Here is a 24,479-nt window from a genome sequence, read left to right on the forward strand (position 1 = left end):
TCAGCCGATCAGGGCGTCGACCGCCTCGGACTGGCGCTGCAGCGAGCGCAGGTAGGGCGCGACCGACGGATGGCGGAACTTCCCGGCCAGCGCCCCCTCGCCCGTCGCGACCCGGGCGAGCGCCCAGTCGGCGCGGGTCAGCGCGGTGTAGACGGCGGTGACCCGGGCGCCGAGGAGCACCTCGTCGGCCGTGGCGAGGTCGGTCGGGAGGCCGAGCAGGAACGCGTCCAGGAGCGGGGGCAGGTCCTCGCGGGCCGCGAGGGAGTAGTAGCCCAGGTCGCTGCCGACCGGGCCGGTGCCGAGGCTGCCCCAGTCGACGGCCAGCACGTCGTCGCCGTCGCGGCCGCGCAGGTTGGCCGGCGTCGGGTCGCCGTGCTGCAGGACCTGGGGCAGGGCGTCGACGCGGTCGAGCCACGTGGAGCGCCGCGACCAGAGGTGGTCGGCGACGTCGGACACGGTGGTCCGGGCCAGGGTGGTCCAGCCGCCGCGGGCGGCCACGCGGCCGAGCCGGTCGCGCAGCTGGTCGCGCGCCAGCGGCACCCCGGCCCGGGGCACCGGTGCGCCAGCGAGGCGGCCGAGGGCGTGGGCCACGAACAGCCCGCTGGTGCACGCGTCCTCGACCCACTCCTGGGTCAGGGTGATCCCCTCGTCGTCCTCCTCGACCGCCAGGTGGCCGTCGGCCCGGCTGCGCACCCCGGGCAGCCCGGCGGCCAGGCCGCCGGCGACCACGTCGGCCTCGCGGCGCCAGTAGGCGAAGTGGTGCGGGTCGGCGAGCTCGGGCAGGTCGAGCGGGCCGGGGGCGGCCAGGCGCTTGACGACCAGGGCCCGCTCGGGCGTGGCGGTGCGCCACACACCCACCGTCGAGGGGCCGGCCGCCCCGGGCAGCGGGTGCCAGCCGGGCTCGGGCTGCCACATGCCTGGACGCTAGCCGTCCGGGGCGCCGTCGGGCCGCCCGTGGCGCGGGACACGCCGGGGAGCCGGTCAGGCGTTGACCACGCGGACCAGGGCCGAGGCGGCGCGCAGGGCCGCGTCGCCGAGCACGCCGCGCCGCGGGTCGGGGACGTCGAGCCACGGCTCGTGCACCGTCAGGCGGCGCAGCCGGGCGTCGGCCAGCACCTCCTCCACAGCCGGCCGGTCGCCGCCGACGACCACCGGCCCGCCGTCGCGGGCGATCTCCTCGAGGACACGCGCGGCGTGGTCGGCGGCGGCCTCGTAGGCCTGCCGCGCCTGGTTGTCGCGGCGCCGTGCGAACCGCTGCTGCGACTGCCCTCCCGCCTTGGTGCGGCCCTGGACGTGGCGCTGGCCGACCTTGGAGGCGGCCGTCGAGGTGCCGCGCATCGCCGCGACGGCGAACCCGCCCTTGCGCACCAGCAGCAGGCCCCACTCCCCCGGCACCGCGTCGCGCACGGCGGCGGCGAACGTCCCCGCGTCGGGCGACCCGTCGTACGCCCGGCCGAACGGCAGCCGTGCGGTGAAGGTCGACCCGTCCGCCGCCGACCCCACCAGCGCGCCGTCCTCGACGAGCAGCACCAGCTCGCCGTGGCGCACCCCGACGTTGCCGACCCACCGCTCCACCCGCTCCGGTGGCACCAGCACGGTGGTGGGGGTCGTCATGACGGTGACGCTAGCCGGGGGCTACTGGCCGAAGACCAGCCGGAACCGCTCCAGCACCACCGGCATGTCCGGCTCGAAGCCGCCCGCGGACCCCGCGAAGAACGCGGCGTGCACCTGGCGCCAGTGCGCCAGCGTCCGGTCGCCCTCGCCCTCGTCCCGGGCGTGCTCGTCACCCACCTCGGAGAACGGGACCACCTCGACGGCGGTCGTCTCGACCAGGGCCCGGGGGTGGCCGGCGCCGTCGAGGACGATCCCCATCTCGCCGACCCGGGGCAGCGGCGCGTCCTCGGCGTCGTAGTCCGCGCGGGCGGAGGCGGTCGCGGTCTTGGTCCCGTCGACGACGAGCTGGACCAGCTCGTCGGCCTGGGCGGGCGTGCGCCCGAACGACCACGTCGGCGGGGTCACCGCCTCCAGGGTCGAGGACGGCAGGTAGCCCGGCAGCGTGGTCAGCTTGCCCCGGTGGCAGGCCAGGCCCCAGAACCGCTCGACCGCGCCCTCGTCGGGCGCGGCCGGCTCGCCGGCGTCCGGTGCCTGCGTCACCTCGGCGTGCTCAGACGTTGAAGCCGAGGGCGCGCAGCTGCTCGCGGCCGTCGGGGGTGATCTTGTCCGGGCCCCACGGCGGCATCCAGACCCAGTTGATCGCGACGTCGTTGACCAGGCCCTCGAGCGCGGCGTGCGTCTGGTCCTGGATGACGTCGGTCAGCGGGCAGGCCGCGGAGGTCAGCGTCATGTCGATGACGCAGTTGCTGCCCTCGTCGACGTGCACGGCGTAGACCAGGCCGAGGTCGACGACGTTGATGCCGAGCTCGGGGTCGACGACGTCCTTCATCGCCTCGGTGACGTCGTCCTCGCTCGGCGCGGCGCTGCCGGCCGGCTGCGCGGTCGCGGCCTCCGGCACGGGCGGGAGGTCGGTGTGGTCGGGGACGACCGTGGTCGCCTCGTCGGTCTTCTGCTCGGTCATGCTGACTCCTCCATCACGTTGGCGGTCGCGTCCTTCCAGGCCATCCAGGACAGCAGCGCGCACTTCACGCGTGCCGGGAACTTCGCCACGCCGGCGAAGGCGATCCCGTCCTCGAGGACGTCCTCGTCCGGCTCGACCTGGCCCTTGCCCTGCATCAGCGTCAGGAAGTCCTGGTGGATCGCCAGGGCCTCCTCGACGGGCTTGCCGATGACCAGGTCGGCCATCACCGAGGTCGACGCCTGGGAGATCGAGCATCCCACGGCGTCGTACGAGACGTCCTGCACCACCGGGCCGTCGGGCCCGTCGGTGAGGTGCACGCGCAGGGTCACCTCGTCCCCGCAGGTCGGGTTGACGTGGTGGACCTCGGCCTCGTACGGGTCGCGCAGGCCCGCGTGGTGCGGGTTCTTGTAGTGGTCCAGGATGATCTCCTGGTAGAGCGCGTCCAGGTCGTGTCCGCCGGTACTCGTCGTCATCACTGCCCCAACCGGAAGTAGGAGCGGGTGTATTCCAGGGCCTCGACGAGCGCGTCGACCTCCTGGGGCGTCGTGTAGAGGTACGACGACATCCGCGTCGAGCTCTGCACGCCGAAGCGGGCGTGCGCGGGGCGCGCGCAGTGGTGGCCGGCGCGCACCGCGACGCCGCGCGAGTCGAGCACCTGGGCGATGTCGTGCGGGTGCACGCCGTCGAGCTCGAAGCTGATCGCTCCCCCGCGCTCCACCGCCGGGTCGGTCGGGCCCATCACGCGCAGGCCCGGGACCGTGGCGAGACCGTCGAGGGCGTACCGGGTGATCGCCTGCTCGTGGGCGGCGACGCGGTCCATGCCGAGGTCGCGCAGGTACTCCAGCGCGGCGCCGAGGCCGACGGCCTCGACGATCGGCGGGGTCCCGGCCTCGAACTTGTGCGGGATGCCGGCGTACGTCGAGGCCTCCATCCGGACGGTCTCGATCATCTCGCCGCCGCCGAGGAACGGCGGCAGCTGGTCGAGGACCTCGCGGCGGCCCCAGAGCACGCCGATCCCGGTCGGGCCGACGCACTTGTGGCCGGTGAAGACCAGCACGTCCGCGCCGGAGGCGACCACGTCGACCGGCATCTGCGGCACGGCCTGGGAGGCGTCGACCACGACGAGGGCACCGACCTCGTGGGCGCGCCGGGCGATCTCGGCGACCGGGTTGACGGTGCCGAGCATGTTGGAGACCCAGGTCAGCGAGACCACCCGGGTGCGCTCGGTGATCAGCGAGTCGATGTCGGACAGGTCGAGCTCGCCGTCGTCGGTCAGCCCGAACCACCGCAGCGTCGCACCCGTGCGCTGCGTGAGCAGCTGCCACGGCACGATGTTGGAGTGGTGCTCCATCTCGGTGACCAGCACCTCGTCGCCGGCGCCGAGCGACCCCACGCGTGACGACCAGTCACCCTCGGCCCAGGCCAGGGTGTTGGCCACGAGGTTGAGGGCCTCTGAGGCGTTCTTGGTGAAGATCACCTCGTCCCGCGAGGGCGCCCCGATGAACGAGGCCACCGTGTCGCGGGCCTCCTCGAACGCCTCGGAGGCCTCCGCACCCAGCTGGTGCATCGCGCGCGCCACGTTGGCGTTGTGGTGCTCGAGGTGGTCGACCATCCGGTCGATCACGCACTGCGGCTTCTGCGAGGTGTTCGCGCTGTCGAGGTAGACCAGCGGCTGACCGCCCGCGAGGGTCCGCGAGAGGATCGGGAAGTCCTTGCGGACCACCTCGAGATCGGGGAGCAGGCCTTCCATCAGGTGTCCTCTCGGGTCGGGTGCGGGGGCGTACGGCGGTGGTGCGGGCGTGGCTCAGCCGTGGGCGGCGGCGCTGGCCTTGATGTACTTGTCGTAGCCCTCGGCCTCGAGCTGCTCGGCGAGCTCGGGGCCGCCCTGCTCGGCGATCCGGCCGTCGACGAAGACGTGCACCTGGTCGGGCTGGATGTAGCGCAGGATCCGCGTGTAGTGCGTGATCAGCAGGACGCCCTTGCCGGGCTGGGCACGGAAGCGGTTGACGCCCTCGGAGACGATCTTGAGCGCGTCGATGTCGAGGCCCGAGTCGGTCTCGTCGAGAATCGCGACCTTGGGGTTCAGCAGCTCGAGCTGAGCGATCTCGTGGCGCTTCTTCTCGCCGCCGGAGAAGCCCTCGTTGACCGAGCGGGTGCCGAAGGTCGGGTCGAGGTTGAGCTGCTCGAGCGCGGCGTTGACGTCCTTGACCCAGGTGCGGAGCTTGGGGGCCTCGCCGTCGAGCGCGGTCTTGGCGGTGCGCAGGAAGTTGGAGACCGACACGCCGGGGACCTCAACGGGGTACTGCATGGCCAGGAACATCCCGGCCCGCGCCCGCTCGTCGACGCTCATCGCGAGGACGTCCTCGCCGTCGAGGAGGACCTCGCCGCCGGTGATGTCGTACTTCGGGTGGCCGGCGATGGAGTAGGCCAGGGTCGACTTGCCGGAGCCGTTGGGGCCCATGATCGCGTGGGTCTCGCCGTCGCCGATGGTCAGCGTGACGCCCTTCAGGATCTCCTTGGGGCCGTCATCGGTGGCGACGGAGACCTGCAGGTCCTTGATCTCGAGGGTGCTCATCTGGTGGTTCTCTCTTCCGGTCGGTACGTGAGGTTCAGCTGGGACGGACGCCGTTGAGCGTCGTGGAGGTGTCGACGTAGACGTCGCCGTCGCGGACCTCGGTGGGGAACGTGGCGACCGGTTCGGTCGCCGGGAAACCGGTCGGCCTGCCGGTGCGCAGGTCGAACCGGGAGCCGTGCAGCCAGCACTCGATCTGGCAGTCCTCGACCTCGCCCTCCGACAGCGCCACGGCGGCGTGGCTGCACAGGTCCTGGATCGCGTAGACGTCGTCGCCGTCGCGGGCCACGGCCAGGGTCAGGTCGCCCACCTCGACGGCCAGGCCCTCGTCGGGCTTGACCTCGTCGAGCGCGCAGGCGCGCACGAACCCGCTCACACCGGGACCGGCTCGTAGCCCTTGAGCACGTTCTTGGCGAGCTCGTCCTCGACGGTGGCGGTGAGCCGCTCCTCGATCTGGGGGACGCCGACCTTGCGGATCAGGTCCTGGAAGAAGCCGTGCAGCACCAGCCGGCGGGCCTCCTTGTCGGAGACGCCGCGCGAGCGGAGGTAGAACAGCTGCTCGTCGTCGAAGCGGGCGGTGGCCGAGGCGTGCCCGGCCCCCTCGATCTCGCCGGTCTCGATCTCCAGGTTGGGCACGGAGTCGGCCTGGCAGCCCTCGGTGAGGACCAGGTTGCGGTTCTCCTCGTAGGTCTCGATGCCCTCGGCGACCTGGCGGATCAGGACGTTGCCGATCCACACAGTGTGCGCGCCCTGGCCCTGCAGCGCGCCCTTGTAGAGGACGTTGCTCTTGGTCTTGGGTGCGTTGTGGTCGGCGAAGAGCCGGTGCTCGAGGTGCTGGCCCTCGTCGGCGAAGTACAGACCGAGCAGCTCGGCCTCGCCGCCGGGGCCGGAGTACTCGACGTTGGCGTGCATCCGGACCAGGTCGCCGCCGAAGGAGACGCTGGTGTGGCGCACGGAGGCGTCGCGGCCGACCTGGATCGCGTCGCGACCCAGGTGGACCGCGTCGTCGTCCCAGTCCTGCAGGCTCAGGACGTTGACCTGCGAGCCCTCCCCGGCCAGCACCGAGGTGATCGCGCAGTAGCGCGCCGACCCGGTGTGCACCAGCACGACGGTGGCCTTGCTGTGGTGCCCGAACCGCAGGACCAGGTGGCCCCAGACCAGGTCGTCGACCGACTCGCCGTGCAGGCGGATGATGACGGGCTCGTCGATCTCGGCCTCGGCCGGGACGTCGAGCAGCGTCGCCCCGCCCGAGTTGGCCGCGGCCAGGGCCGCGGGACGGTCGCTGGGGGCGATCTCCCCCAGCTCGCGCGCCTCGGCCTGGCTGATCGTGGTCACCGTGACGCCCTCGGGGACGCTCTGCTCCCAGGTCAGGCGGGTCTCGGAGGCCTCGCCGTCCAGGATCCCGCGCAACCGCTTGAGCGGGGTGAAGCGCCACGTCTCCTCGCGCCCCGTCGGCACCGGGTGGTCGCCCAGGTCGTAGGAGGGCGGGGGGTTCAGGTGCGAGACGATCCGCGGGCGGTCGTCCTGCTCCAGCGCGGACTGCACGCTCTCGCGGGCGGCATCGGTCACAGTCACAGGCGTTCGGTGTCCTTCTGGTTCGGGGGTGTGCGGGGCGGGGCGGGCGGCGTCAGCCGACCGCGCCCTCCATCTGCAGCTCGATCAGGCGGTTGAGCTCCAGGGCGTACTCCATCGGGAGCTCCTTGGCGATCGGCTCGACGAAGCCGCGCACGATCATCGCCATCGCCTCGTCCTGCTCCATGCCCCGCGACATCAGGTAGAAGAGCTGGTCGTCGGAGACCTTCGAGACGCTGGCCTCGTGGCCCATCGAGACGTCGTCCTCGCGGATGTCGACGTAGGGGTAGGTGTCGGAGCGGCTGATCTGGTCGACCAGGAGCGCGTCGCACAGCACGTTGGACTTGGAGCCGTGCGCACCCTCGTTGACCTGGATCAGGCCGCGGTACGACGTGCGCCCGCCGCCCCGCGCCACCGACTTGCTCAGGATCGAGCTCGAGGTGTGGGGAGCCGCGTGGACCATCTTGGCCCCGGCGTCCTGGTGCTGGCCCTCGCCGGCGAACGCGATGGACAGGGTCTCGCCCTTGGCGTGCTCGCCCATCAGGTAGATCGCGGGGTACTTCATCGTCACCTTGGAGCCGATGTTGCCGTCGACCCACTCCATGGTCGCGCCGGCCTCGCAGGTGGCGCGCTTGGTGACGAGGTTGTAGACGTTGTTCGACCAGTTCTGGATGGTCGTGTAGCGGCAGCGGCCGCCCTTCTTCACGATGATCTCGACGACCGCGGAGTGCAGCGAGTCCGAGGAGTAGATCGGCGCGGTGCAGCCCTCGACGTAGTGCACGTAGGCGTCCTCGTCGACGATGATCAGGGTGCGCTCGAACTGGCCCATGTTCTCGGTGTTGATCCGGAAGTAGGCCTGCAGCGGGATGTCCACGTGGACGCCCTTGGGCACGTAGATGAACGAGCCGCCCGACCACACCGAGGTGTTGAGCGCGGCGAACTTGTTGTCGCCGACCGGGATCACGGTGCCGAAGTACTCGGCGAACAGCTCCGGGTGCTCCTTGAGCGCGGTGTCGGTGTCGAGGAAGAGCACGCCCTGCTCCTCGAGGTCCTCGCGGATCGAGTGGTAGACGACCTCGGACTCGTACTGCGCGGCGACGCCGGAGACGAGGCGCTGCTTCTCCGCCTCGGGGATGCCGAGCTTGTCGTAGGTGTTCTTGATGTCCTCGGGGAGGTCGTCCCAGGTCGCGGCCTGCTTCTCGGAGGACCGCACGAAGTACTTGATGTTGTCGAAGTCGATGCCGCCGAGGTCGGAGCCCCAGGTCGGCATGGGCTTGCGGTGGAAGAGCTTGAGGCCCTTCAGGCGGAGGTCCAGCATCCACTGGGGCTCGGACTTGAGGTCCGAGATGTTGCGCACGACCTCCTCGGACAGACCGCGCTTGGCGGTCGCGCCCGCGACGTCGGAGTCGGCCCAGCCGAACTCGTACCGGCCGATGCCCTCGAGCTCGGGGTTGCGCTCGTCGATGGTCGTCATGAGATGACCTGCTCCTTCATGTCGGGTACTGCGGTCGGGATGCACGTGGTGCAGACCCCGTCGCCCTGGGCGATCGTGGCCAGACGCTGGACGTGGTGGTCCAGGACCCGGCTGATCGCCTGGGTCTCGGCCTCGCACAGCTGGGGGAACTCGTGGGCGACGTGGGAGACGGGGCAGTGCTGCTGGCACAGCTGCTCCCCCACGGGCCCGTCGTGGACGGAGGCGACGTAGCCCTCGTCGGTGAAGACGCGGGCCAGCACCTGCGCCGGGCTGAGGTCGGGCCGGGTGTCGCTGACCTCGGCGAAGCGCTCGCCGACGAAGGCGACGCGACGCTCGGCGAAGGCGCGCACGGCGTCCTCGCCCCCGGTCTCGGCCAGGAAGCGCAGCGCCTGGGCGGCCAGGTCGTCGTAGGCCTGGTCGAAGCCGTCACGCCCCTCCGGCGTCAGCGCGAACGCCTTCGCCGGCCGCCCGCGCCCGCGAAGGGCACCGGGGCGGGGGTCGCGAGCCTCCACCGCGCCCTCCTCGACCATCTGGTCGAGGTGGCGGCGCACGGCGGCGGGCGTCAGGGACAACCGTTCGGCCAGGTCCGCCGCGGTGGACGGACCGTGGTCGAGGATGGACCTGGCGACACGTTGTCGGGTCGTCCGGTCGATTTCCACAACGTCAGTGTGCCTTTATTACCTGGAGCCGTTCAAGTAAGGCCACCCTCACTCCCCTCACCCGCCCCCCGGGGGTCAGGACGGTCCGGGCCGGGTCCGCCGCAGCCACAGCAGCCCCAGCACGGGCAGCACCAGCGGGACAAACCCGTACCCCTGCCCGAAGTGCGACCAGACGGTCGGCTCGGGGAAGAGGTCGGTGCGGACCAGGCTGAGCGCTCCGACGGCGACCACCCCGACCAGCTCGACGGTGCAGGCCGCCACCGCGACCCGCCAGGCGCGGGTCCCACCGCGCAGCAGGCTCGCGGTGGCGACGACGTAGACGACGGCGGCCAGGAGCGAGAGGCCGTACGCCAGCGGCGCCCGCCCGGCGTCGGTGGCCAGCTGGAAGACCGAGCGGGCGGTCGCGGCGGCGGCGAAGACGCCGTAGACGAACACGAGCGTGCGGCCGGCGCCGGAGGACAGCTCGGTGCTGCGCGCCATCAGACCCCCGCCGCCCAGATGTCGGCCAGCCGCAGCTCGAGCGCGACCACGGTCAGCGCGGCGAGGAGCACCACGCCGGTGCCGGCCCGGGACCGCTCGGCCAGGGACCAGAACGCCCCGATCGGCAGCGCCACCAGCAGGCCGACCAGGTAGCCGACGAACAGCACCTCGTCGACGTCGTTCTCGGTCACGACCAGCAGCACCACGCCGACGACGAGCTGGACCAGCACGGCGGCCTCGGCCAGGGCGAGGACCGTGAAGGTGCGGTCGCCGATCGGCTGGTCGCGGACCATCTGCACGGCGGCGGCGGCCGCCCCCAGCACCGTGAGCGCGAGCACGGCGACCACGACCCAGGTGTTCACGAGGGCCCAGCCTAGACTCTGGGTGTGTCGGTCCCCGCAGCGTCGCCCCCCACCCCGGGGACCTCGCCGCTGACGTCTGCGCCGGGCCCGGTCGCGGCCTCCGCGGCGGTGGAGGTGCGCGGCCTGGTGATGCGCTACGGCCGCACCACCGCCGTCGACGGGCTCGACCTCGACGTGGGCACCGGCACGATCACCGCCGTGCTCGGCCCCAACGGAGCCGGCAAGACGACGACGCTCGAGACCTGCGAGGGCTACCGCAGGCCGCAGCAGGGCACGGTCCGCGTGCTCGGCCTGGACCCCGTCCGTCAGCGCCGTGACCTGCTGCCGCGGATCGGCGTGATGCTCCAGGACGGCGGCGCGTGGAGCGGTGTGCGGGCGCTGGAGATGCTGCGTCACGTCGCCTCGCTGCACGCGCACCCGCTGCCGGTGGAGCTCCTGGCCGACCGGCTGGGCCTGCACGAGTGCGGGCGGACGCCGTACCGGCGGCTCTCCGGGGGCCAGCAGCAGCGCCTGGGCCTGGCGATGGCCCTGGTCGGGCGGCCCGAGCTGGTCTTCGCCGACGAGCCCACCGCCGGGATGGACCCCGCCGTGCGCCGCTCGGTCTGGACCCTGCTGGAGGAGCTGCGCGCCGACGGCGTGACCGTCGTGCTCACCACGCACTACCTGGAGGAGGCCGAGCGTCTCGCCGACCAGGTCCACATCGTCGACCGGGGGCAGCTCGTGGCCTCCGGCAGCCCGCTGCAGCTGACCCGCGGCGGGCGGGTGGCCACCATCCGGCTCGTCGTGACGCGCCCGTTCCCGCCCGGGGCGCCGGAGTCGCTGCGCGCCGCGCTCGGCGAGGGTGTCGAGGTCCGTCAGCTCGACGAGCTCAGCCTGGTCGTCTCCGGCCCCGCCGACGCCTCCACCCTCGGACGGGTCTCGCGCTGGTGCGAGGACAACGACGTGCTGCCCGAGTCGCTGACCCTGGGCCAGCGCAGCCTCGAGGACGTCTTCCTCGAGATCACCGGACGGGAGATGCGCGGATGAGCCATGCCCCCGTCGGCACCGCCACCGGCACCTGGACCCCGCGTCCCGGCGCCGCACCGGTCGTGCGCCAGGTGCTCGCCCAGGCCCGGATGGAGTCGCGGCTGCTGCTGCGCAACGGCGAGCAGGTGCTGCTGGCCGTGGTGATCCCGGTCGTCGTGCTCCTCGGCGGCGTCGTCGGCGCCGACCGCGTCGGCCTCGACTTCTCCCGCCCCACGGTCGACGTGCTCACCCCGGGGGTGCTGGCCCTCGCGGTGATGTCGACCTCGTTCACCTCCCTGGCCATCGCGACCGGGTTCGAGCGCCGGTACGGCGTCCTCAAGCGACTCGGCGCCTCCCCGCTCCCCCGCAGCGGCCTGCTGGCCGGCAAGGTGCTCGCCCTGCTCGCGGTCGAGACGCTGCAGGTCGTCGTGATCGGCACCGTCGCGCTGATGCTGGGCTGGTCCCCCGCGACCTCGGCCACCGCGGTCGTCGGCCTGGTCCTCGCGCTGGTGCTCGGCACCGCCGCGTTCGCCGGTCTGGGGCTGCTGATGGCCGGCGCGCTGCGTGCCGAGGCCACGCTCGCCGCGGCCAACCTGGTCTACCTGCTGCTGCTCGTCGGCGGCGCCGTCGTCCTCCCGCTCTCCGCGTACGGTGGAGCCGGCGAGCTGGTGCAGTGGCTCCCCTCGGCCGCGCTCGGCGACGCCGTCCGGGCCGCGCTGCTCGACTCCCGCGTGGCCGTCGTCGACGTCGTCGTCCTGTCCGCCTGGGCCGTGGTCTCCGCGGTCCTCACCGCCCGTACCTTCAAGTGGGAGTGACCCCGTGAGCAGCACCGGCAGCACCCGCAGGACCCGCAGCACCGCCCCGGCCGTCGTCCGGCGGGGCCTGGTCCCGCTGGCCTGGGCCAGCCTGGTGGCCAACGTCGTGATCGTGGTGACCGGTGGCGCCGTCCGCCTGACCGCCTCCGGGCTCGGCTGCCCCACCTGGCCGCGCTGCACCGACGCCTCCTTCCGGCCGCACGGCTCGCTGGGCATCCACGGCGCCATCGAGTTCGGCAACCGGCTGCTCACCTTCGTGCTGGTCGCGATCGCGATCGCCACCGTGGTCGTCGCGTGGCGCAGCGGCCGACGCGTGGTGCGACGGCTCGCGGTGCTGCTCTTCCTCGGCATCCCCGCCCAGGCCGTCATCGGCGGGATCACCGTGCTGACCGACCTGAACCCCTGGGTCGTGGCACTGCACTTCCTGGTGTCGATGGCGATGATCTGCGCGGCCGTGCTGCTGGTGCGGGAGGCCCGCCGCCCGGGCCAGGCGCCGTACGCCCCCCGCAGCCCGCTGGCGCCGCTGGCCTGGTCGACGTTCGCGGTCGGCTGGGTGGCGCTCTACCTCGGCACCGTGGTGACCGGCTCCGGCCCGCACGCCGGCGACCTGGACGCCCCGCGCAACGGGCTCGACCCGGCCGCGGCCAGCCAGGCGCACGCCGACGCCGTCTTCGTCCTGCTCGGTCTCAGCGTGGCGCTGCTGCTGGTGGTCCGGATCCGCACCGCCGCCGGCCCGCTGGCCGACGCCGAGGCCCGGCGCTCGGTGAGCGTGCTGATGGCGGTCCTGCTCGCGCAGGGCACCGTCGGGTTCGTCCAGTACGCCACCGACCTCCCGATCGTCCTGGTCGCCCTCCACATGCTGGGCGCGGCCCTGATGGCCGCCGCCATGACGTGGGTGCTGGTGGCGCTGCTGCGCCCCGAGCCCGCGTACGACGCCGCCCCGGTCGTCGACGAGCGCCGGCAGCGCGGCGAGCCGGTCGGCGTCTGACGCGTCCCGCCTGGCCGGGTCGCTGCTTGGCCGGGCGGCCGGGTGGGCCCGCCGGGCCCAGGAGCCCGACCTGACGGGCAGGTTTCGAGCTTGTCAGGCCTTGCAAAGGCCGACAAGCTCAGAAGTCCCCGGCCGACCGGGGACTTCGCGCCCCCGTCGGCCCTCAGCCGATCAGCGGGTCCAGCGCGACGGCGACGAACAGCAGCGACAGGTAGAGGTTGCTGGAGTGGAAGAGCCGCATCGGCTGGATCACGCCGAGGTCCTCGGTGCCGCGGGTGCGGGCGAGCATCCGGTGGGCCTCGAGCAGGAAGCCGGCGCCGAGGACGGTCGCGGCCACCGGGTAGAAGATGCCCGTCCCGGCCACGGGCCACAGCGTCAGCGACACCGCGACCATCACCCAGCTGTAGGCCACGACCTGGCGCGCCACGGTGCGCGCGGGGGCGACGACCGGCAGCATCGGCACGTCCACGCCGGCGTAGTCCTCGCGGTAGCGCAGGGCCAGCGCCCAGGTGTGGGGCGGGGTCCAGAAGAAGACGACCAGGAACAGCACGACCGGCGTCCAGGCCAGCGACCCGGTCACCGCGGTCCACCCAATCAGCGCCGGGAAGCAGCCCGCGAGGCCGCCCCAGACGATGTTCTGGGTCGTCCTGCGCTTGAGCAGCATCGTGTAGACGAGGACGTAGAACGCGTTCGCGCCGACCGACAGCGCGGCCGAGAGCGGGTTGACCCAGACCAGCAGGACGATCGTGGAGATCACCCCGAGGGACAGCGCGAAGACGAGCGCGGAGCGGGGCGCCACGATGTGGCGGGGCAGCGCGCGGCGGCGCGTACGGCGCATCTGCTCGTCGATGTCACGGTCGTAGACGCAGTTCAGCGCCGAGGCGGAACCGGCCGAGAGGGCGCCGCCGACGACGGTGGCCAGCACCAGCCCGAGCGGGGGGATGCCACGCGCGGCGAAGAACATCACCGGCACGGTCGTCAGCAGCAGCAGCTCGATGACCCGCGGCTTCGTCAGCCCGACGTAGGCGGCGGCGACGTCCTTCCAGCCTGCCTTCGACGAGGACGACCCGTCGACGGCCGAGGCCGACTGTCCGACGTGGGTCAACACAAGTCCTGAGGAATAGAAGGGGGCCGCGCGGCGATGCACCTAGGCGGGCGAGGCGAGCAGCCGAGACACCTATCAGTGTACCGGTGACCCTCAGTAGGGTCGTCCTACGCAGGCTCCGGGCGTGCACCCGGCGGTGACCCCGCCCACACGCCAGCCCCGCCACCCCGACATCCCCCGCGAGAGGATCCGCGTGACCATCACGAAGCTGGACTGGACCGAGACCGACGACCGCGCCGTGGACACCGCCCGCGCGCTGGCCATGGACAGCGTGCAGCGGGTGGGCAACGGCCACCCGGGCACCGCGATGAGCCTGGCTCCCGCGGCCTACCTGCTGTTCCAGAAGGTGATGCGGCACAACCCCGCCGACCCGCACTGGCCCGGCCGCGACCGGTTCGTGCTGTCCTGCGGCCACTCCTCGCTCACCCTCTACATCCAGCTCTACCTCGGCGGCTGGGGCCTGGAGCTCGAGGACCTGCGCTCGCTGCGCACCTGGAACAGCAAGACCCCGGGCCACCCCGAGTTCGGCCACACCGCCGGCGTCGAGACCACCACCGGTCCCCTGGGCCAGGGCATCGGCAACGCGGTCGGGATGGCCATGGCCGCCCGTCGCGAGCGCGGCATGCTCGACCCGAACGCCGCCGAGGGCGAGTCGCCCTTCGACCACCAGATCTACGTCCTGGCCAGCGACGGCGACATCGAGGAGGGCGTCAGCTCCGAGGCCAGCTCGCTCGCCGGCACCCAGCAGCTGGGCAACCTCACCCTGATCTACGACGAGAACAAGATCTCGATCGAGGACGACACCGACGTCGCGCTCAGCGAGGACGTCCCGGCGCGCTACGCGGCGTACGGATGGCACGTGCAGGTCGTCGACTGGGTCAACGGCAGCGGCGCCTACACCGAGGACGTCCCGGCGCTGCACGAGGCGCTGCGCAAGGCCGAGGCCGTCACCGACCAGCCCAGCATCATCGTGCTCCGCACGATCATCGCCTGGCCGGCGCCGAACGCCCAGAACACCGGCACCGCCCACGGCTCCGCCCTGGGCGAGGACGAGGTCCGTGCCACCAAGGAGGTCATGGGGATGAACCCCGACCTGACCTTCGACGTGGCCCCCGACGTGCTGGCGCACACCCGCTCGGCCGTCGAGCGCGGCAAGGACGCCCAGCGGGAGTGGGACGCGGCGTTCCAGCACTGGACGACCAAGAAGTCCGCCGACGTGGCGCTCTTCGAGCGGATGCAGACCCGCACCCTGCCCGACGGCTGGGACGCCGACCTCCCCGTGTGGGACGCCGACCTGAAGGGCACCGCGACCCGCAAGGCCTCCGGGGCCGTCATCAACGCCATCGCGCCGCACGTCCCGGAGATGTGGGGCGGCTCGGCCGACCTCGCCGGCTCGAACAACACCACGATCGAGGGCGCGCCCTCCTTCATCCCCAAGAGCCGCTCCACCGACATGTGGAAGGGCGACCCGTACGCCGGGCGGGTGCTGCACTTCGGCATCCGTGAGCACGGCATGGGCGCGATCCTCAACGGCATTGCGGTCCACGGCGGCACCCGCGTCTTCGGCGCGACGTTCCTGACCTTCTCCGACTACATGCGCCCCTCGGTGCGGCTCGCCGCCCTGATGGGCCTGCCGGTGACGTACGTCTGGACCCACGACTCGATCGGACTCGGCGAGGACGGCCCGACCCACCAGCCGGTCGAGCACCTCGCCGCGCTGCGGGCCATCCCGGGCCTCGACGTGGTCCGCCCGGCCGACGCCAACGAGACGGCCGCGGCGTGGAAGACCGTGCTCGAGCACACCGACCGCCCGGCCGGCATCGTGCTCACCCGGCAGAACGTGCGGACCTTCCCCCGCGACGCCGAGGGCTTCTCCGACACCTCCAACGTGCACCGGGGCGGCTACGTCCTGCGCGACGTCGACGGCGGGGAGCCCGACGTCGTGCTGATCGGCACCGGCTCGGAGGTCCAGCTCGCGGTCGAGGCCAGCGACCTGCTCGCCGCCGACGGCGTCCGGGCCCGCGTGGTCTCCATGCCGTGCCGCGAGTGGTTCGACGAGCAGGAGGCCTCGTACCGCGAGACGGTCATCCCGCCGACCGTCAAGGCCCGCGTCTCCGTCGAGGCCGGCATCAAGCTGGGCTGGCGCGAGATCGTCGGCGACCACGGCCGCAGCGTCTCCATCGAGACCTTCGGCGCCTCGGCCGACTACGAGCGCCTCTACACCGAGTACGGCATCACCGCGCGCGCCGTCGCCGACGCCGCGCACGACAGCATCACGGCCGCCGGCTGAGCCACACCCCGGCCCCGGCCCCCGGGGCGCCACCCGCGCCCACCCACCGGTACGACACCGCAGCACGCAGCACTACGCAGCCAGCGGCTGCACGGAAGGAACACCATGAGTGACCGACTGAAGACCCTCGCCGACGCAGGCGTTTCCATCTGGCTCGACGACCTGTCCCGCGAGCGGATCGAGTCCGGCAACCTCGCCGAGCTCGTCGAGACCAGGTCCGTGGTGGGCGTGACCACCAACCCGACGATCTTCGCCGGGGCGATCGCCGACGGCGAGCGCTACGCGGACCAGGTGCGCGGCCTCGTCGCCGACGGCGCCGAGGTGGACAAGGTCATCTTCGAGCTGATCACCGAGGACGTCCGCAACGCCTGCGACATCCTCAAGCCGGTCGCCGACGGCTCCTCCTCCGACGGCCGCGTCTCGATCGAGGTCGAGCCGACCCTGGCCAACGACACCGAGGGCACGATGGCCTCGGCCCGCGCGCTGTGGAAGGCCGTCGACCGGTCCAACGCCCTGATCAAGATCCCGGCGACGCTCGAGGGACTGCCCGCGATCACCGCCGCGATCGCCGAGGGGATCAGCGTCAACGTGACGCTGATCTTCAGCGTCGAGCGCTACCGGTCGGTGATGGACGCCTACCTGACCGGGCTCGAGCAGGCCCGTGAGTCCGGCCTCGACCTGGCCCGGATCCAGTCCGTGGCGTCGTTCTTCGTCTCGCGCGTCGACTCCGAGGTGGACTCCCGCCTGGAGAAGATCGGCACCGACGAGGCGACCGCGCTGCGCGGCGAGGCCGCCGTGGCCAACGCCCGGCTGGCCTACGCGGCCTTCGAGGACGTCGTGGCCTCCGACCGCTGGAAGCAGCTCGCCGAGGCCGGTGCCAACGTGCAGCGGCCGCTGTGGGCCTCGACCGGCGTCAAGAACCCGGACTACCCCGACACCCTCTACGTGACCCAGCTGGTCGCCGACGGCACCGTCAACACGATGCCCGAGAAGACGATGGACGCCTTCGCCGACCACGGCGAGGTCGAGGGCGACACCGTCAGCGGCCGCCGCGAGCAGGCGCAGTCGGTCTTCGACCGCCTCGAGGCGGTCGGGGTCGACCTTCAGGACGTCTTCCTGACGATCGAGCACGAGGGCGTGGACAAGTTCAAGACCTCCTGGACCGAGCTGGTCGAGACCGTCCAGGGGCAGATGGACGGCGCGAAGTGACCAGCTGGAGCCGGGTGTCCTCCACGGACCCGGCGCTCGAGCTGGTGGTCGGCTCCCCGGACGGGTCGGCGTACGACGCCGTGCTGGGGGGCCTGGTCGCCGACGGCGTCGCCTCCGGCATCGCGGCCGGGGACGCCACCCTGTGGGGCCCCGCCGCCGAGGACGAGGCCGGCAAGCGCCTGGGCTGGACGTCGCTCAGCACCCGGTCCCGACCGCTCGTCGACGAGGTCGCCGCCCTGCGCGAGGAGCTGCGCGCCGCCGGCGTCACCCGGGTCGTGCTGTGCGGCATGGGCGGGTCCTCGCTGGCCCCCGAGGTCATCTGCGAGGCCGCCGGCGTCGCGCTCGACGTCCTGGACTCCTCCGACCCCGACTTCGTCCGGGCCGCCCTGGTGCGCCTGGACGAGACCGTCGTCGTGGTCTCCAGCAAGTCCGGCGGGACCGTCGAGACCGACAGCCAGAAGCGGGTCTTCGAGCAGGCGTTCACCGACGCCGGCATCGACCCCGCGGGCCGGATCGTGGTCGTCACCGACCCCGGCTCCCCGCTCGAGCAGTCCGCCCGGGAGGCCGGCTACCGGGTCTTCCTGGCCGACCCCGAGGTCGGCGGGCGCTACTCCGCCCTCACCGCCTTCGGGCTGGTGCCCAGCGGCCTGGCCGGCGTCGACACCGGCCGTCTGCTCGACGAGGCCGAGGCCGTACGCCCCCTGCTCGAGGCCGACTCCCCCGACAACCCGGGCCTGCGGCTCGGGGCACTGCTCGGGGCGGCCAACCGGGCCGGCGCCGACAAGATGGTCCTGGTCAACGCCGGGGCGTCGTACGCCGGCTTCGGCGACTGGGCCGAGCAGCTCGTCGCCGAGTCCACCGGCAAGGACGGCAAGGGCATCCTGCCGGTCGTCGTCGGCCGCGAGGACGCGCCGAACCTGACCGCGAGCACCCGGGACGAGGTCCTGGTCACCTTCGGGCCCGACCACGCCGCCGGCGACGCCGACGCGCCGTCCTCCGGGTGGGGAGCGCACGTCGACGCGACCCTCGGCGCGCAGCTGCTGCTGTGGGAGCACGCCACGGCGGTCGCCGGTCGGGTGATCGGGATCAACCCCTTCGACCAGCCCGACGTCGAGAGCGCCAAGGCCGCGGCCCGCGAGATGCTCGACGGCGGCGGCACCTCGCCGACCCCGCTCTTCACCGAGGGCGCGATCACGGTCTACGCCTCCGAGGGCTGGCTCCCGCCGGGCGTCGACGACGTCGAGCACGCCGTCCGTGCCCTGCTGGCGCACCTCGACCCGGACCACGGGTACGTCGCCGTGCAGGCCTACCTCGACCGGCACCGCGACGCGACGCTGGCCCGGGTCCGCGACGGACTGGCGCGCCGCACCGGTCGGCCGACCACCTTCGGGTGGGGACCGCGCTTCCTGCACTCGACCGGGCAGTACCACAAGGGCGGACCGGACACCGGGGTCTACCTTCAGGTCACCGGCGAGCCCGAGGCCGACCTGGCCGTCCCCGGTCGCGAGTTCACGCTGCACGAGTTCCTCACCGCCCAGGCGGTCGGCGACGGGTCCGTGCTCGCGGCCAAGGGACGACCGGTGCTGCGCCTGCACCTGTCGTCCCCCGCCGAGCTCGACGTGGTCCGGCAGGTCCTCGGCTGATGGCCGACGTGTCACACCGGCCCGAGCCGCTGGTCGAGGTGCAGCCCGACGCCGCCGCCCTGGCGACCGCGGTCGCCGGGGAGCTGCTGAACCGGCTCGCCGACGCCCAGGCCGAGGGACGGGTGCCGCAGGTCGTCCTGACCGGCGGCACCATCGCGACCGAGGTCCACCGCCAGGTGGCCCGCCTCGCCGCCGGCGCGGACGTGGACTGGACCCGGGTCGTGCTCTGGTGGGGCGACGAGCGGTTCGTCGCCCCGGACTCCGAGGAGCGCAACGCCGTGCCCGCGGTCGCGGACCTGCTGGGCCCCCTCGGGGCGACGCAGGTGCACCAGGTCCCGTCGACCCAGGACGTCTCCGACGTCGCGGCCGCTGCGACGGGCTACGCCGAGTCCCTGGCCGCGCACGGACCGGACCGGTTCGACGTGGTCATGCTCGGCATCGGGCCCGACGCCCACGTCGCCTCGCTGTTCCCGGGCCACGACGCGCTGGCGACGACCGGGCAGGCCACCGTCGCGGTGACCGACTCCCCCAAGCCGCCGCCCGAGCGGGTCAGCCTGACCTTCGACACGCTCAACCGGACCCGCTCGGTCTGGGTGGTCGCCAGCGGCGAGGGCAAGGCCGAGGCCGTGGCCGCCGGGCTCGCGCCGGAGGGCACCGTGACCGCCACCCCTGCCCGGGGCGTGCGCGGCGAGGACGAGACGATCTGGTTCCTCGACACCGCGGCGGCGTCGCTGACCTGATCCCGGCACCGGCCGCGACGACAGCAGCGGATCACTGCCACCAGGTGGCAGTGATCCGCTGCTGTCGTCTGGATCCCGGGGGGGCGGGCTGGTCCGCCCGGTGGGGCTCTAGAAGATGATGTCGCCGGACTTGCGGCGCGAGCGCAGCAGCGACAGGGCCTCGTCGAGGATGTCGGCGGCCTCGGCGTCGGAGCGGCGCTCCTTCACGTAGGCCAGGTGGGTCTTGTAGGGCTCGATCCGCGGCGCCGGCGGCGGGTTGGCGGAGTCCATGGACGCCGGCAGCCCGCACTTGGGGCAGTCCCACTGCTCGGGCGCGGTGGCCTCGATCGAGAACGTCACCACCGAGCGGTGCCCGTGGGAGCAGAAGTACGTGATGGCCTGGCGGGCCGCGGCCTCGCCGCGCTCGGCCTCGCCCATCGGTCCGGCGCCGACCCGGCTTCCCCGGATCGCGTTCCCTCCACCTGCCATGTCTGGTCCCCTCGGGTCGGTGCTGCGTCGTGTCGGTGGTGCGTGGTCAAGGTGGAGCGGTGCTGCGGGGTCGAGCAGGTGGTGCAGGTGCGGGTGGTGCGGCCGGCTCAGTAGGCCAGCAGGAGCCCGAGCGCGATGACGCAGGCGAACCAGATCACGCCGATGCCGACGGTGAACCGGTCGAGGTTGCGCTCGGCGACCGAGGAACCGCCGAGCGAGCTCGACACACCACCACCGAACATGTCGGACATGCCGCCGCCCCGCCCCTTGTGGAGCAGGACCAGCAGGATGAGGATGGCGCTGGTGGCCACGAGCAGGATGGTGAAGAGCGTCGTCACGGTCGGTGATCCTACGTCAGGTCGGGGCTGGTCAGAGGACCGGCATGTCGTAGAAGCGACAGATTCCGCTGAACTCCTCGACCTGGAGGCTCGCGCCGCCGACCAGGCAGCCGTCGACGTCGGGCTGCGCCATGGTCGCTGCGACGTTGCTCGCCTTGACCGAGCCGCCGTAGAGCACCCGCAGGCCGTCGGCCGCGGCGTCGCCCAGGGTCTCGCGCACACGGGCGCGGATCGCGCCGCAGACCTCCTGCGCGTCCTCGGGCGTGGCGACCTCGCCGGTGCCGATCGCCCAGACCGGCTCGTAGGCCACGACCAGGCCGGCGACCTGCTCGGCGTCGAGGCCGGCCAGCGACCCGTCGACCTGGGCCAGGGTGAAGGGCACCTGCTCGCCGGCCTGGCGGACCTCGAGGCCCTCCCCCACGCAGACGATCGGCGTGACGCCGTGGGCCAGGGCCGCCTTCGCCTTCGCGTTGACGACCGCGTCGCTCTCGTCGTGGCGCTGGCGGCGCTCGGAGTGGCCGACCACGGCGTAGGAGCACCCCAGCTTGGCCAGCATCGAGGCCGACACCTCGCCGGTGTAGGCGCCCGACTCCTCGGCCGAGACGTCCTGGGCGCCGTAGCGCAGTGACAACCGGTCGCCGTCGACCAGGGTCTGCACCGAGCGCAGGTCGGTGAACGGCGGCACGACCACCACCTCGGACCGCGACGGGTCGTGCCGCTTGTCCGACAGGGTCCAGGCCAGCTTCTGGACCAGGACCACCGCCTCCTGGTGGTTGAGGTTCATCTTCCAGTTCCCCGCCATCAGCGGGGTGCGGGCAGGGGTCGTGGCCACGGGTCAGTCCTCCAGGACGGTGATGCCGGGGAGGGTCTTGCCCTCCAGGTACTCGAGGCTGGCGCCGCCTCCGGTCGAGATGTGTCCGAACGCGTCCTCGTCGAAGCCGAGGGTCCGCACGGCCGCGGCGGAGTCGCCGCCGCCGACGACGGACAGCCCGTCGACCTGCGTGAGCGCCTGGGCGACCGCGCGGGTGCCGTCGGCGAACGCGCCGACCTCAAAGACGCCCATCGGGCCGTTCCAGAACACGGTGCGGGCGTCGGCCAGGGCGCCGGCGAAGGCCCGTGAGGCCTCGGGGCCGATGTCCAGGCCCATCGCGTCGGCCGGGATCTCGCTGGCCGGCACGACCGAGGGCTGCGGGGTCCGGTCGCCCGAGGGGAACGCGGTGTCGACGACGACGTCGCTGGGCAGCAGGATCTGTACGCCGGCCTCCTCGGCACGCCGCAGGTAGGCGCGGCAGACGTCGAGCTGGTCCTTCTCGAGCAGGCTCGCGCCGACCTCGTGACCCTGGGCGGCCAGGAAGGTGAAGACCATGCCCCCGCCGATCAGCAACCGGTCGGTCTTCTCCAGCAGGTTGTCGATGACGCCCAGCTTGTCGGAGACCTTGGACCCGCCGAGGACCACGACGTACGGACGCTCCGGCGACTCGGTGAGCCGGCGCAGCACCTCGATCTCGGTCGAGACGAGCTGGCCCATCGCGTGCGGCAGCCGCTGCGCGACGTCGTAGACGCTGGCCTGCTTGCGGTGGACCACGCCGAACCCGTCGGACACGAACGCGTCCGCCAGGGACGCCAGCTGGTCGGCGAACGCGCCCCGCTCGGCGTCGTCCTTGCTGGTCTCCCCCGGGTTGAACCGGACGTTCTCGAGCACGGCGACGCCACCGTCGGACAGGGCGTCGACGGTGCTCCGCGCGCTGTCACCCACGGTGTCGGTGGCGAACGCGACCGGTGAGCCGAGCAGCTCACCGAGCCGCTCGGCGACCGGGCCGAGGGAGAAGGCCGCGTCGGGCGCACCCTTCGGTCGGCCGAGGTGCGCCACGACCACCACCCGTGCCCCGGCCTCGGCCAGGGCACGGATCGTGGGCACGCTGGCGCGGACCCGGCCGTCGTCGGTGATCCGGGTGCCGTCGAGCGGGACGTTCAGGTCCGAGCGGACCAGGACCCGCTTGCCGGTGACGTCCCCGAGGGAGGCGAGGTCCCCCACGTCAGAGGGAGGTGCCGATGTAGTCGATCAGGTCGGCGAGGCGGTTGGAGTAGCCCCACTCGTTGTCGTACCAGCCGACGACCTTGACCTGGTTGCCGATGACCTTGGTCAGCGGCGCGTCGAAGATGCACGACGCCGGGTCGGTGACGATGTCGGAGGACACCAGCGGGTCGGTCGAGTAGCGCAGGAAGCGGCCGTCGGCGGCCTTCTCGACGATCGCGTTGACCTCCTCGACGGTGGTCTCGCGGCCGGCCTCGAAGGTCAGGTCGGTGGCCGAGCCGGTCGGGACCGGCACGCGCAGCGCGTAGCCGTCGAGCTTGCCCTTGAGCTCGGGCAGGACCAGGCCGATCGCCTTCGCGGCGCCGGTCGAGGTCGGCACGACGTTCAGGGCGGCGGCCCGGGCGCGGCGCGGGTCCTTGTGGATGTTGTCCTGCAGGTTCTGGTCCGCGGTGTAGGCGTGCACCGTGGTCATCAGGCCCTTGACGATGCCGAGGTCGTCGTTCAGCGCCTTGGCCATCGGGCCGAGGCAGTTGGTGGTGCACGACGCGTTGGAGATGACGTGGTGCGAGGCCGGGTCGTAGTCGCCGTGGTTGACGCCCATCACCACGGTGAAGTCCTCGTTGGTCGCGGGCGCCGAGATGATGACCTTCTTCGCGCCGGCGTCGAGGTGCGCCTTGGCCTTGGTGGCGTCGGTGAAGAACCCGGTGGACTCCACGACGACGTCGACGCCCAGCGCGCCCCAGGGCAGGTTGGCCGGGTCGCGCTCGGCGTAGGCCTTGATCTCCTGGGTGCCGACCATGATCGCGTCGTCGGTGGCGCTGACGTCGGCGTCGAGGCGACCCAGGATCGAGTCGAACTTGAGCAGGTGCGCGAGGGACTGGTTGTCGGTGAGGTCGTTGACCCCCACGATCTCGATGTCGAGCCCCGAGGCCCGCACGGCCCGGAAGAAGTTGCGGCCGATCCGGCCGAATCCGTTGATGCCTACCCGTACGGTCACTGCACGCTCCTGAGTCGCTCGTGTGTCGCTCGTGGTCCGAGCCGTCCGGGCCCCCTGCGGGCGCCCGTCTCCGACCCTATCGCTCCACACCGACGCCGACCCGGGCGTCCCGGCGTACGTGCCGGTAACCGGCCGTGCGGCGCTCAGGCCTCGTCGGCGAGCATGTCCTCGGTCAGCGAGGCCTCGGTGTCGGGCAGACCGAGGTCGTGGGCCTGCTTGTCGGCCATCGCCAGCAGCCGGCGGATGCGACCGGCGATCGCGTCCTTGGTCAGCACGGGCTCGTGCAGCTGGCCGAGCTCCTCGAGGGAGGCCTGCTTGTGCTCCAGGCGCAGGTGGCCGGCGAGCTTGAGGTGGTCCGGCACGTCCGCACCGAGGATCTCCAGGGCCCGCTCCACCCGGGCGCCGGCGGCGACCGCGGCGCGGGCGGAGCGACGCAGGTTGGCGTCGTCGAAGTTGGCCAGGCGGTTGGCGGTGGCGCGCACCTCGCGGCGCATCCGGCGCTCCTCCCAGGCCATCAGCGACTCGTGCGCGCCGAGGCGGGTCAGCAGCTGGCCGATGGCGTCGCCGTCCCGGATGACCACCCGGTCGACGCCGCGCACCTCGCGCGCCTTGGCCGGGATGCCGAGCCGGCGGGCCACGCCGACCAGGGCCAGGGCGGCCTCCGAGCCGGGGCAGGTGATCTCCATCGAGGACGACCGGCCGGGCTCGGTCAGTGATCCGTGGGCCAGGAACGCCCCGCGCCAGGCGGCGACGGCGTCGCACGTCCCACCGGAGACGACGGCGGGCGGGAGCCCTCGTACGGGCCGGCCGCGCTGGTCGACCAGGCCGGTCTGGCGGGCCAGGGCCTCGCCGTCCTTGACCACGCGCACGATGTAGCGGCTGCCCTTGCGCAGGCCGTTGGCCTGCACCATCACCACGTCGGACTGGGTCCCGTACACCTCCGCGAGGTCCTTGCGGAGCCGGCGCGCTGCGGCGCCGGTGTCCAGCTCGGCCTCGACCACGATCCGTCCGCTGACGATGTGCAGCCCGCCGGCGAACCGCAGCATCGAGGCGACCTCGGCCTTGCGGCAGCAGGTCTTGGTGACCGGGATCGACGAGAGCTCTGCCTTCACCTGAGCCGTCATCGCCATGGCGCGATCCTGCCACGACCGT

General features: G+C 72.7%; 27 protein-coding genes. 7 read left to right on the forward strand and 20 right to left on the reverse strand.

Annotated elements, in window-relative coordinates; genetic code table 11:
* The 13 genes from ENKNEFLB_RS12345 to ENKNEFLB_RS12405 all read right to left on the reverse strand — a co-directional run bounded on the left by ENKNEFLB_RS12345 (nucleotide 1) and on the right by ENKNEFLB_RS12405 (nucleotide 9,694).
* Complete coding sequence (locus tag ENKNEFLB_RS12345) at nucleotides 1-915, reverse strand: phosphotransferase (protein WP_214055702.1); 915 nt, start codon at nucleotides 913-915, stop codon at nucleotides 1-3.
* Between the two features lie 66 nt (nucleotides 916-981).
* Nucleotides 982-1,614: an acVLRF1 family peptidyl-tRNA hydrolase gene (locus ENKNEFLB_RS12350; protein ID WP_214055703.1), complete on the reverse strand. Its 633-nt coding sequence runs from the start codon at nucleotides 1,612-1,614 to the stop codon at nucleotides 982-984.
* A 21-nt stretch (nucleotides 1,615-1,635) separates the two neighbouring features.
* On the reverse strand, nucleotides 1,636-2,154 hold the full coding sequence (locus ENKNEFLB_RS12355; protein WP_214055704.1) for an ASCH domain-containing protein: 519 nt from the start codon (nucleotides 2,152-2,154) through the stop codon (nucleotides 1,636-1,638).
* Nucleotides 2,155-2,164: 10 nt separating this feature from the next.
* Complete coding sequence (locus tag ENKNEFLB_RS12360; protein WP_214055705.1) at nucleotides 2,165-2,575, reverse strand: metal-sulfur cluster assembly factor; 411 nt, start codon at nucleotides 2,573-2,575, stop codon at nucleotides 2,165-2,167.
* Nucleotides 2,572-3,048 carry a Fe-S cluster assembly sulfur transfer protein SufU gene (gene sufU / locus ENKNEFLB_RS12365; RefSeq protein ID WP_214055706.1) on the reverse strand — a complete coding sequence of 159 codons (477 nt, stop codon included), beginning with the start codon at nucleotides 3,046-3,048 and terminating at the stop codon, nucleotides 2,572-2,574. Before sufU ends, ENKNEFLB_RS12360 begins: the two co-directional genes overlap by 4 nt.
* Nucleotides 3,048-4,325, reverse strand: coding sequence for a cysteine desulfurase (locus tag ENKNEFLB_RS12370; protein ID WP_214055707.1), 1,278 nt, complete (start codon nucleotides 4,323-4,325; stop codon nucleotides 3,048-3,050). The genes sufU and ENKNEFLB_RS12370 overlap by 1 nt, the downstream gene beginning before the upstream one ends.
* Nucleotides 4,326-4,379: 54 nt before the next feature.
* On the reverse strand, nucleotides 4,380-5,150 hold the full coding sequence (gene sufC, locus ENKNEFLB_RS12375) for a Fe-S cluster assembly ATPase SufC (RefSeq protein WP_160007493.1): 771 nt from the start codon (nucleotides 5,148-5,150) through the stop codon (nucleotides 4,380-4,382).
* Nucleotides 5,151-5,184: 34 nt separating this feature from the next.
* A complete protein-coding gene (locus ENKNEFLB_RS12380; RefSeq protein ID WP_214055708.1) occupies nucleotides 5,185-5,523 on the reverse strand; it encodes a non-heme iron oxygenase ferredoxin subunit in 339 nt (112 codons plus the stop codon).
* Entirely contained in the window at nucleotides 5,520-6,722 is a 1,203-nt protein-coding gene (sufD, locus tag ENKNEFLB_RS12385; protein ID WP_214055709.1) for a Fe-S cluster assembly protein SufD, read from the reverse strand. The genes ENKNEFLB_RS12380 and sufD overlap by 4 nt, the downstream gene beginning before the upstream one ends.
* 52 nt (nucleotides 6,723-6,774) lie before the next feature.
* Nucleotides 6,775-8,193, reverse strand: a complete 1,419-nt coding sequence (gene sufB / locus ENKNEFLB_RS12390) for a Fe-S cluster assembly protein SufB (RefSeq protein ID WP_214055710.1) — start codon at nucleotides 8,191-8,193, stop codon at nucleotides 6,775-6,777.
* Nucleotides 8,190-8,852 (reverse strand): helix-turn-helix transcriptional regulator, encoded by a 663-nt coding sequence (locus tag ENKNEFLB_RS12395; protein WP_214055711.1) that lies wholly within the window; start codon nucleotides 8,850-8,852, stop codon nucleotides 8,190-8,192. Before ENKNEFLB_RS12395 ends, sufB begins: the two co-directional genes overlap by 4 nt.
* 75 nt (nucleotides 8,853-8,927) lie before the next feature.
* Nucleotides 8,928-9,332: a hypothetical protein gene (locus ENKNEFLB_RS12400; RefSeq protein ID WP_214055712.1), complete on the reverse strand. Its 405-nt coding sequence runs from the start codon at nucleotides 9,330-9,332 to the stop codon at nucleotides 8,928-8,930.
* A complete protein-coding gene (locus ENKNEFLB_RS12405) occupies nucleotides 9,332-9,694 on the reverse strand; it encodes a hypothetical protein (protein WP_214055713.1) in 363 nt (120 codons plus the stop codon). The genes ENKNEFLB_RS12400 and ENKNEFLB_RS12405 overlap by 1 nt, the downstream gene beginning before the upstream one ends.
* Before the next feature lie 24 nt (nucleotides 9,695-9,718).
* On the opposite strand from ENKNEFLB_RS12405, the gene ENKNEFLB_RS12410 reads away from it, so the two are divergent.
* The 3 genes from ENKNEFLB_RS12410 to ENKNEFLB_RS12420 are packed head-to-tail and all read left to right on the forward strand — an operon-like array spanning nucleotide 9,719 to nucleotide 12,502.
* Nucleotides 9,719-10,720: an ABC transporter ATP-binding protein gene (locus ENKNEFLB_RS12410; RefSeq protein WP_246535510.1), complete on the forward strand. Its 1,002-nt coding sequence runs from the start codon at nucleotides 9,719-9,721 to the stop codon at nucleotides 10,718-10,720.
* Nucleotides 10,717-11,514 carry an ABC transporter permease gene (locus tag ENKNEFLB_RS12415; RefSeq protein ID WP_214055714.1) on the forward strand — a complete coding sequence of 266 codons (798 nt, stop codon included), beginning with the start codon at nucleotides 10,717-10,719 and terminating at the stop codon, nucleotides 11,512-11,514. Before ENKNEFLB_RS12410 ends, ENKNEFLB_RS12415 begins: the two co-directional genes overlap by 4 nt.
* Nucleotides 11,515-11,518: 4 nt before the next feature.
* On the forward strand, nucleotides 11,519-12,502 hold the full coding sequence (locus ENKNEFLB_RS12420; RefSeq protein WP_246535511.1) for a COX15/CtaA family protein: 984 nt from the start codon (nucleotides 11,519-11,521) through the stop codon (nucleotides 12,500-12,502).
* Nucleotides 12,503-12,665: 163 nt separating this feature from the next.
* Here the strand turns inward: ENKNEFLB_RS12420 and ENKNEFLB_RS12425 are convergent, their stop codons facing one another.
* Nucleotides 12,666-13,607, reverse strand: a complete 942-nt coding sequence (locus tag ENKNEFLB_RS12425) for a heme o synthase (RefSeq protein ID WP_214055715.1) — start codon at nucleotides 13,605-13,607, stop codon at nucleotides 12,666-12,668.
* 262 nt (nucleotides 13,608-13,869) lie between these two features.
* On the opposite strand from ENKNEFLB_RS12425, the gene tkt reads away from it, so the two are divergent.
* The 4 genes from tkt (at nucleotide 13,870) to pgl (ending at nucleotide 19,489) form a co-directional block, all read left to right on the forward strand.
* Nucleotides 13,870-15,897: a transketolase gene (gene tkt / locus ENKNEFLB_RS12430; RefSeq protein ID WP_215906435.1), complete on the forward strand. Its 2,028-nt coding sequence runs from the start codon at nucleotides 13,870-13,872 to the stop codon at nucleotides 15,895-15,897.
* A gap of 105 nt (nucleotides 15,898-16,002) precedes the next feature.
* Nucleotides 16,003-17,106 carry a transaldolase gene (gene tal / locus ENKNEFLB_RS12435; protein WP_214055716.1) on the forward strand — a complete coding sequence of 368 codons (1,104 nt, stop codon included), beginning with the start codon at nucleotides 16,003-16,005 and terminating at the stop codon, nucleotides 17,104-17,106.
* Nucleotides 17,107-17,120: 14 nt separating this feature from the next.
* Complete coding sequence (locus ENKNEFLB_RS12440) at nucleotides 17,121-18,749, forward strand: glucose-6-phosphate isomerase (RefSeq protein ID WP_214055717.1); 1,629 nt, start codon at nucleotides 17,121-17,123, stop codon at nucleotides 18,747-18,749.
* Nucleotides 18,749-19,489, forward strand: a complete 741-nt coding sequence (gene pgl / locus ENKNEFLB_RS12445) for a 6-phosphogluconolactonase (protein WP_214055718.1) — start codon at nucleotides 18,749-18,751, stop codon at nucleotides 19,487-19,489. The genes ENKNEFLB_RS12440 and pgl overlap by 1 nt, the downstream gene beginning before the upstream one ends.
* A 108-nt stretch (nucleotides 19,490-19,597) precedes the next feature.
* Here the strand turns inward: pgl and ENKNEFLB_RS12450 are convergent, their stop codons facing one another.
* From ENKNEFLB_RS12450 to whiA, 6 genes are all read right to left on the reverse strand, one after another.
* A complete protein-coding gene (locus ENKNEFLB_RS12450; RefSeq protein ID WP_160007469.1) occupies nucleotides 19,598-19,957 on the reverse strand; it encodes an RNA polymerase-binding protein RbpA in 360 nt (119 codons plus the stop codon).
* Between the two features lie 107 nt (nucleotides 19,958-20,064).
* Nucleotides 20,065-20,295 carry a preprotein translocase subunit SecG gene (gene secG / locus ENKNEFLB_RS12455; RefSeq protein WP_160007467.1) on the reverse strand — a complete coding sequence of 77 codons (231 nt, stop codon included), beginning with the start codon at nucleotides 20,293-20,295 and terminating at the stop codon, nucleotides 20,065-20,067.
* A gap of 31 nt (nucleotides 20,296-20,326) precedes the next feature.
* Nucleotides 20,327-21,097, reverse strand: a complete 771-nt coding sequence (gene tpiA / locus ENKNEFLB_RS12460; RefSeq protein WP_214059456.1) for a triose-phosphate isomerase — start codon at nucleotides 21,095-21,097, stop codon at nucleotides 20,327-20,329.
* Between the two features lie 33 nt (nucleotides 21,098-21,130).
* A complete protein-coding gene (locus tag ENKNEFLB_RS12465; protein WP_214055719.1) occupies nucleotides 21,131-22,330 on the reverse strand; it encodes a phosphoglycerate kinase in 1,200 nt (399 codons plus the stop codon).
* Between the two features lies 1 nt (nucleotide 22,331).
* Nucleotides 22,332-23,327 carry a type I glyceraldehyde-3-phosphate dehydrogenase gene (gap, locus tag ENKNEFLB_RS12470; RefSeq protein WP_214055720.1) on the reverse strand — a complete coding sequence of 332 codons (996 nt, stop codon included), beginning with the start codon at nucleotides 23,325-23,327 and terminating at the stop codon, nucleotides 22,332-22,334.
* 143 nt (nucleotides 23,328-23,470) lie between these two features.
* Nucleotides 23,471-24,457, reverse strand: a complete 987-nt coding sequence (gene whiA, locus ENKNEFLB_RS12475) for a DNA-binding protein WhiA (RefSeq protein WP_214055721.1) — start codon at nucleotides 24,455-24,457, stop codon at nucleotides 23,471-23,473.
* Between the last annotated feature and the right edge of the window lie 22 nt (nucleotides 24,458-24,479).

It is taken from the genome of Nocardioides aquaticus (genome assembly GCF_018459925.1).
In the GTDB taxonomy this organism is placed as follows: Bacteria; Actinomycetota; Actinomycetes; order Propionibacteriales; family Nocardioidaceae; genus Nocardioides; species Nocardioides aquaticus.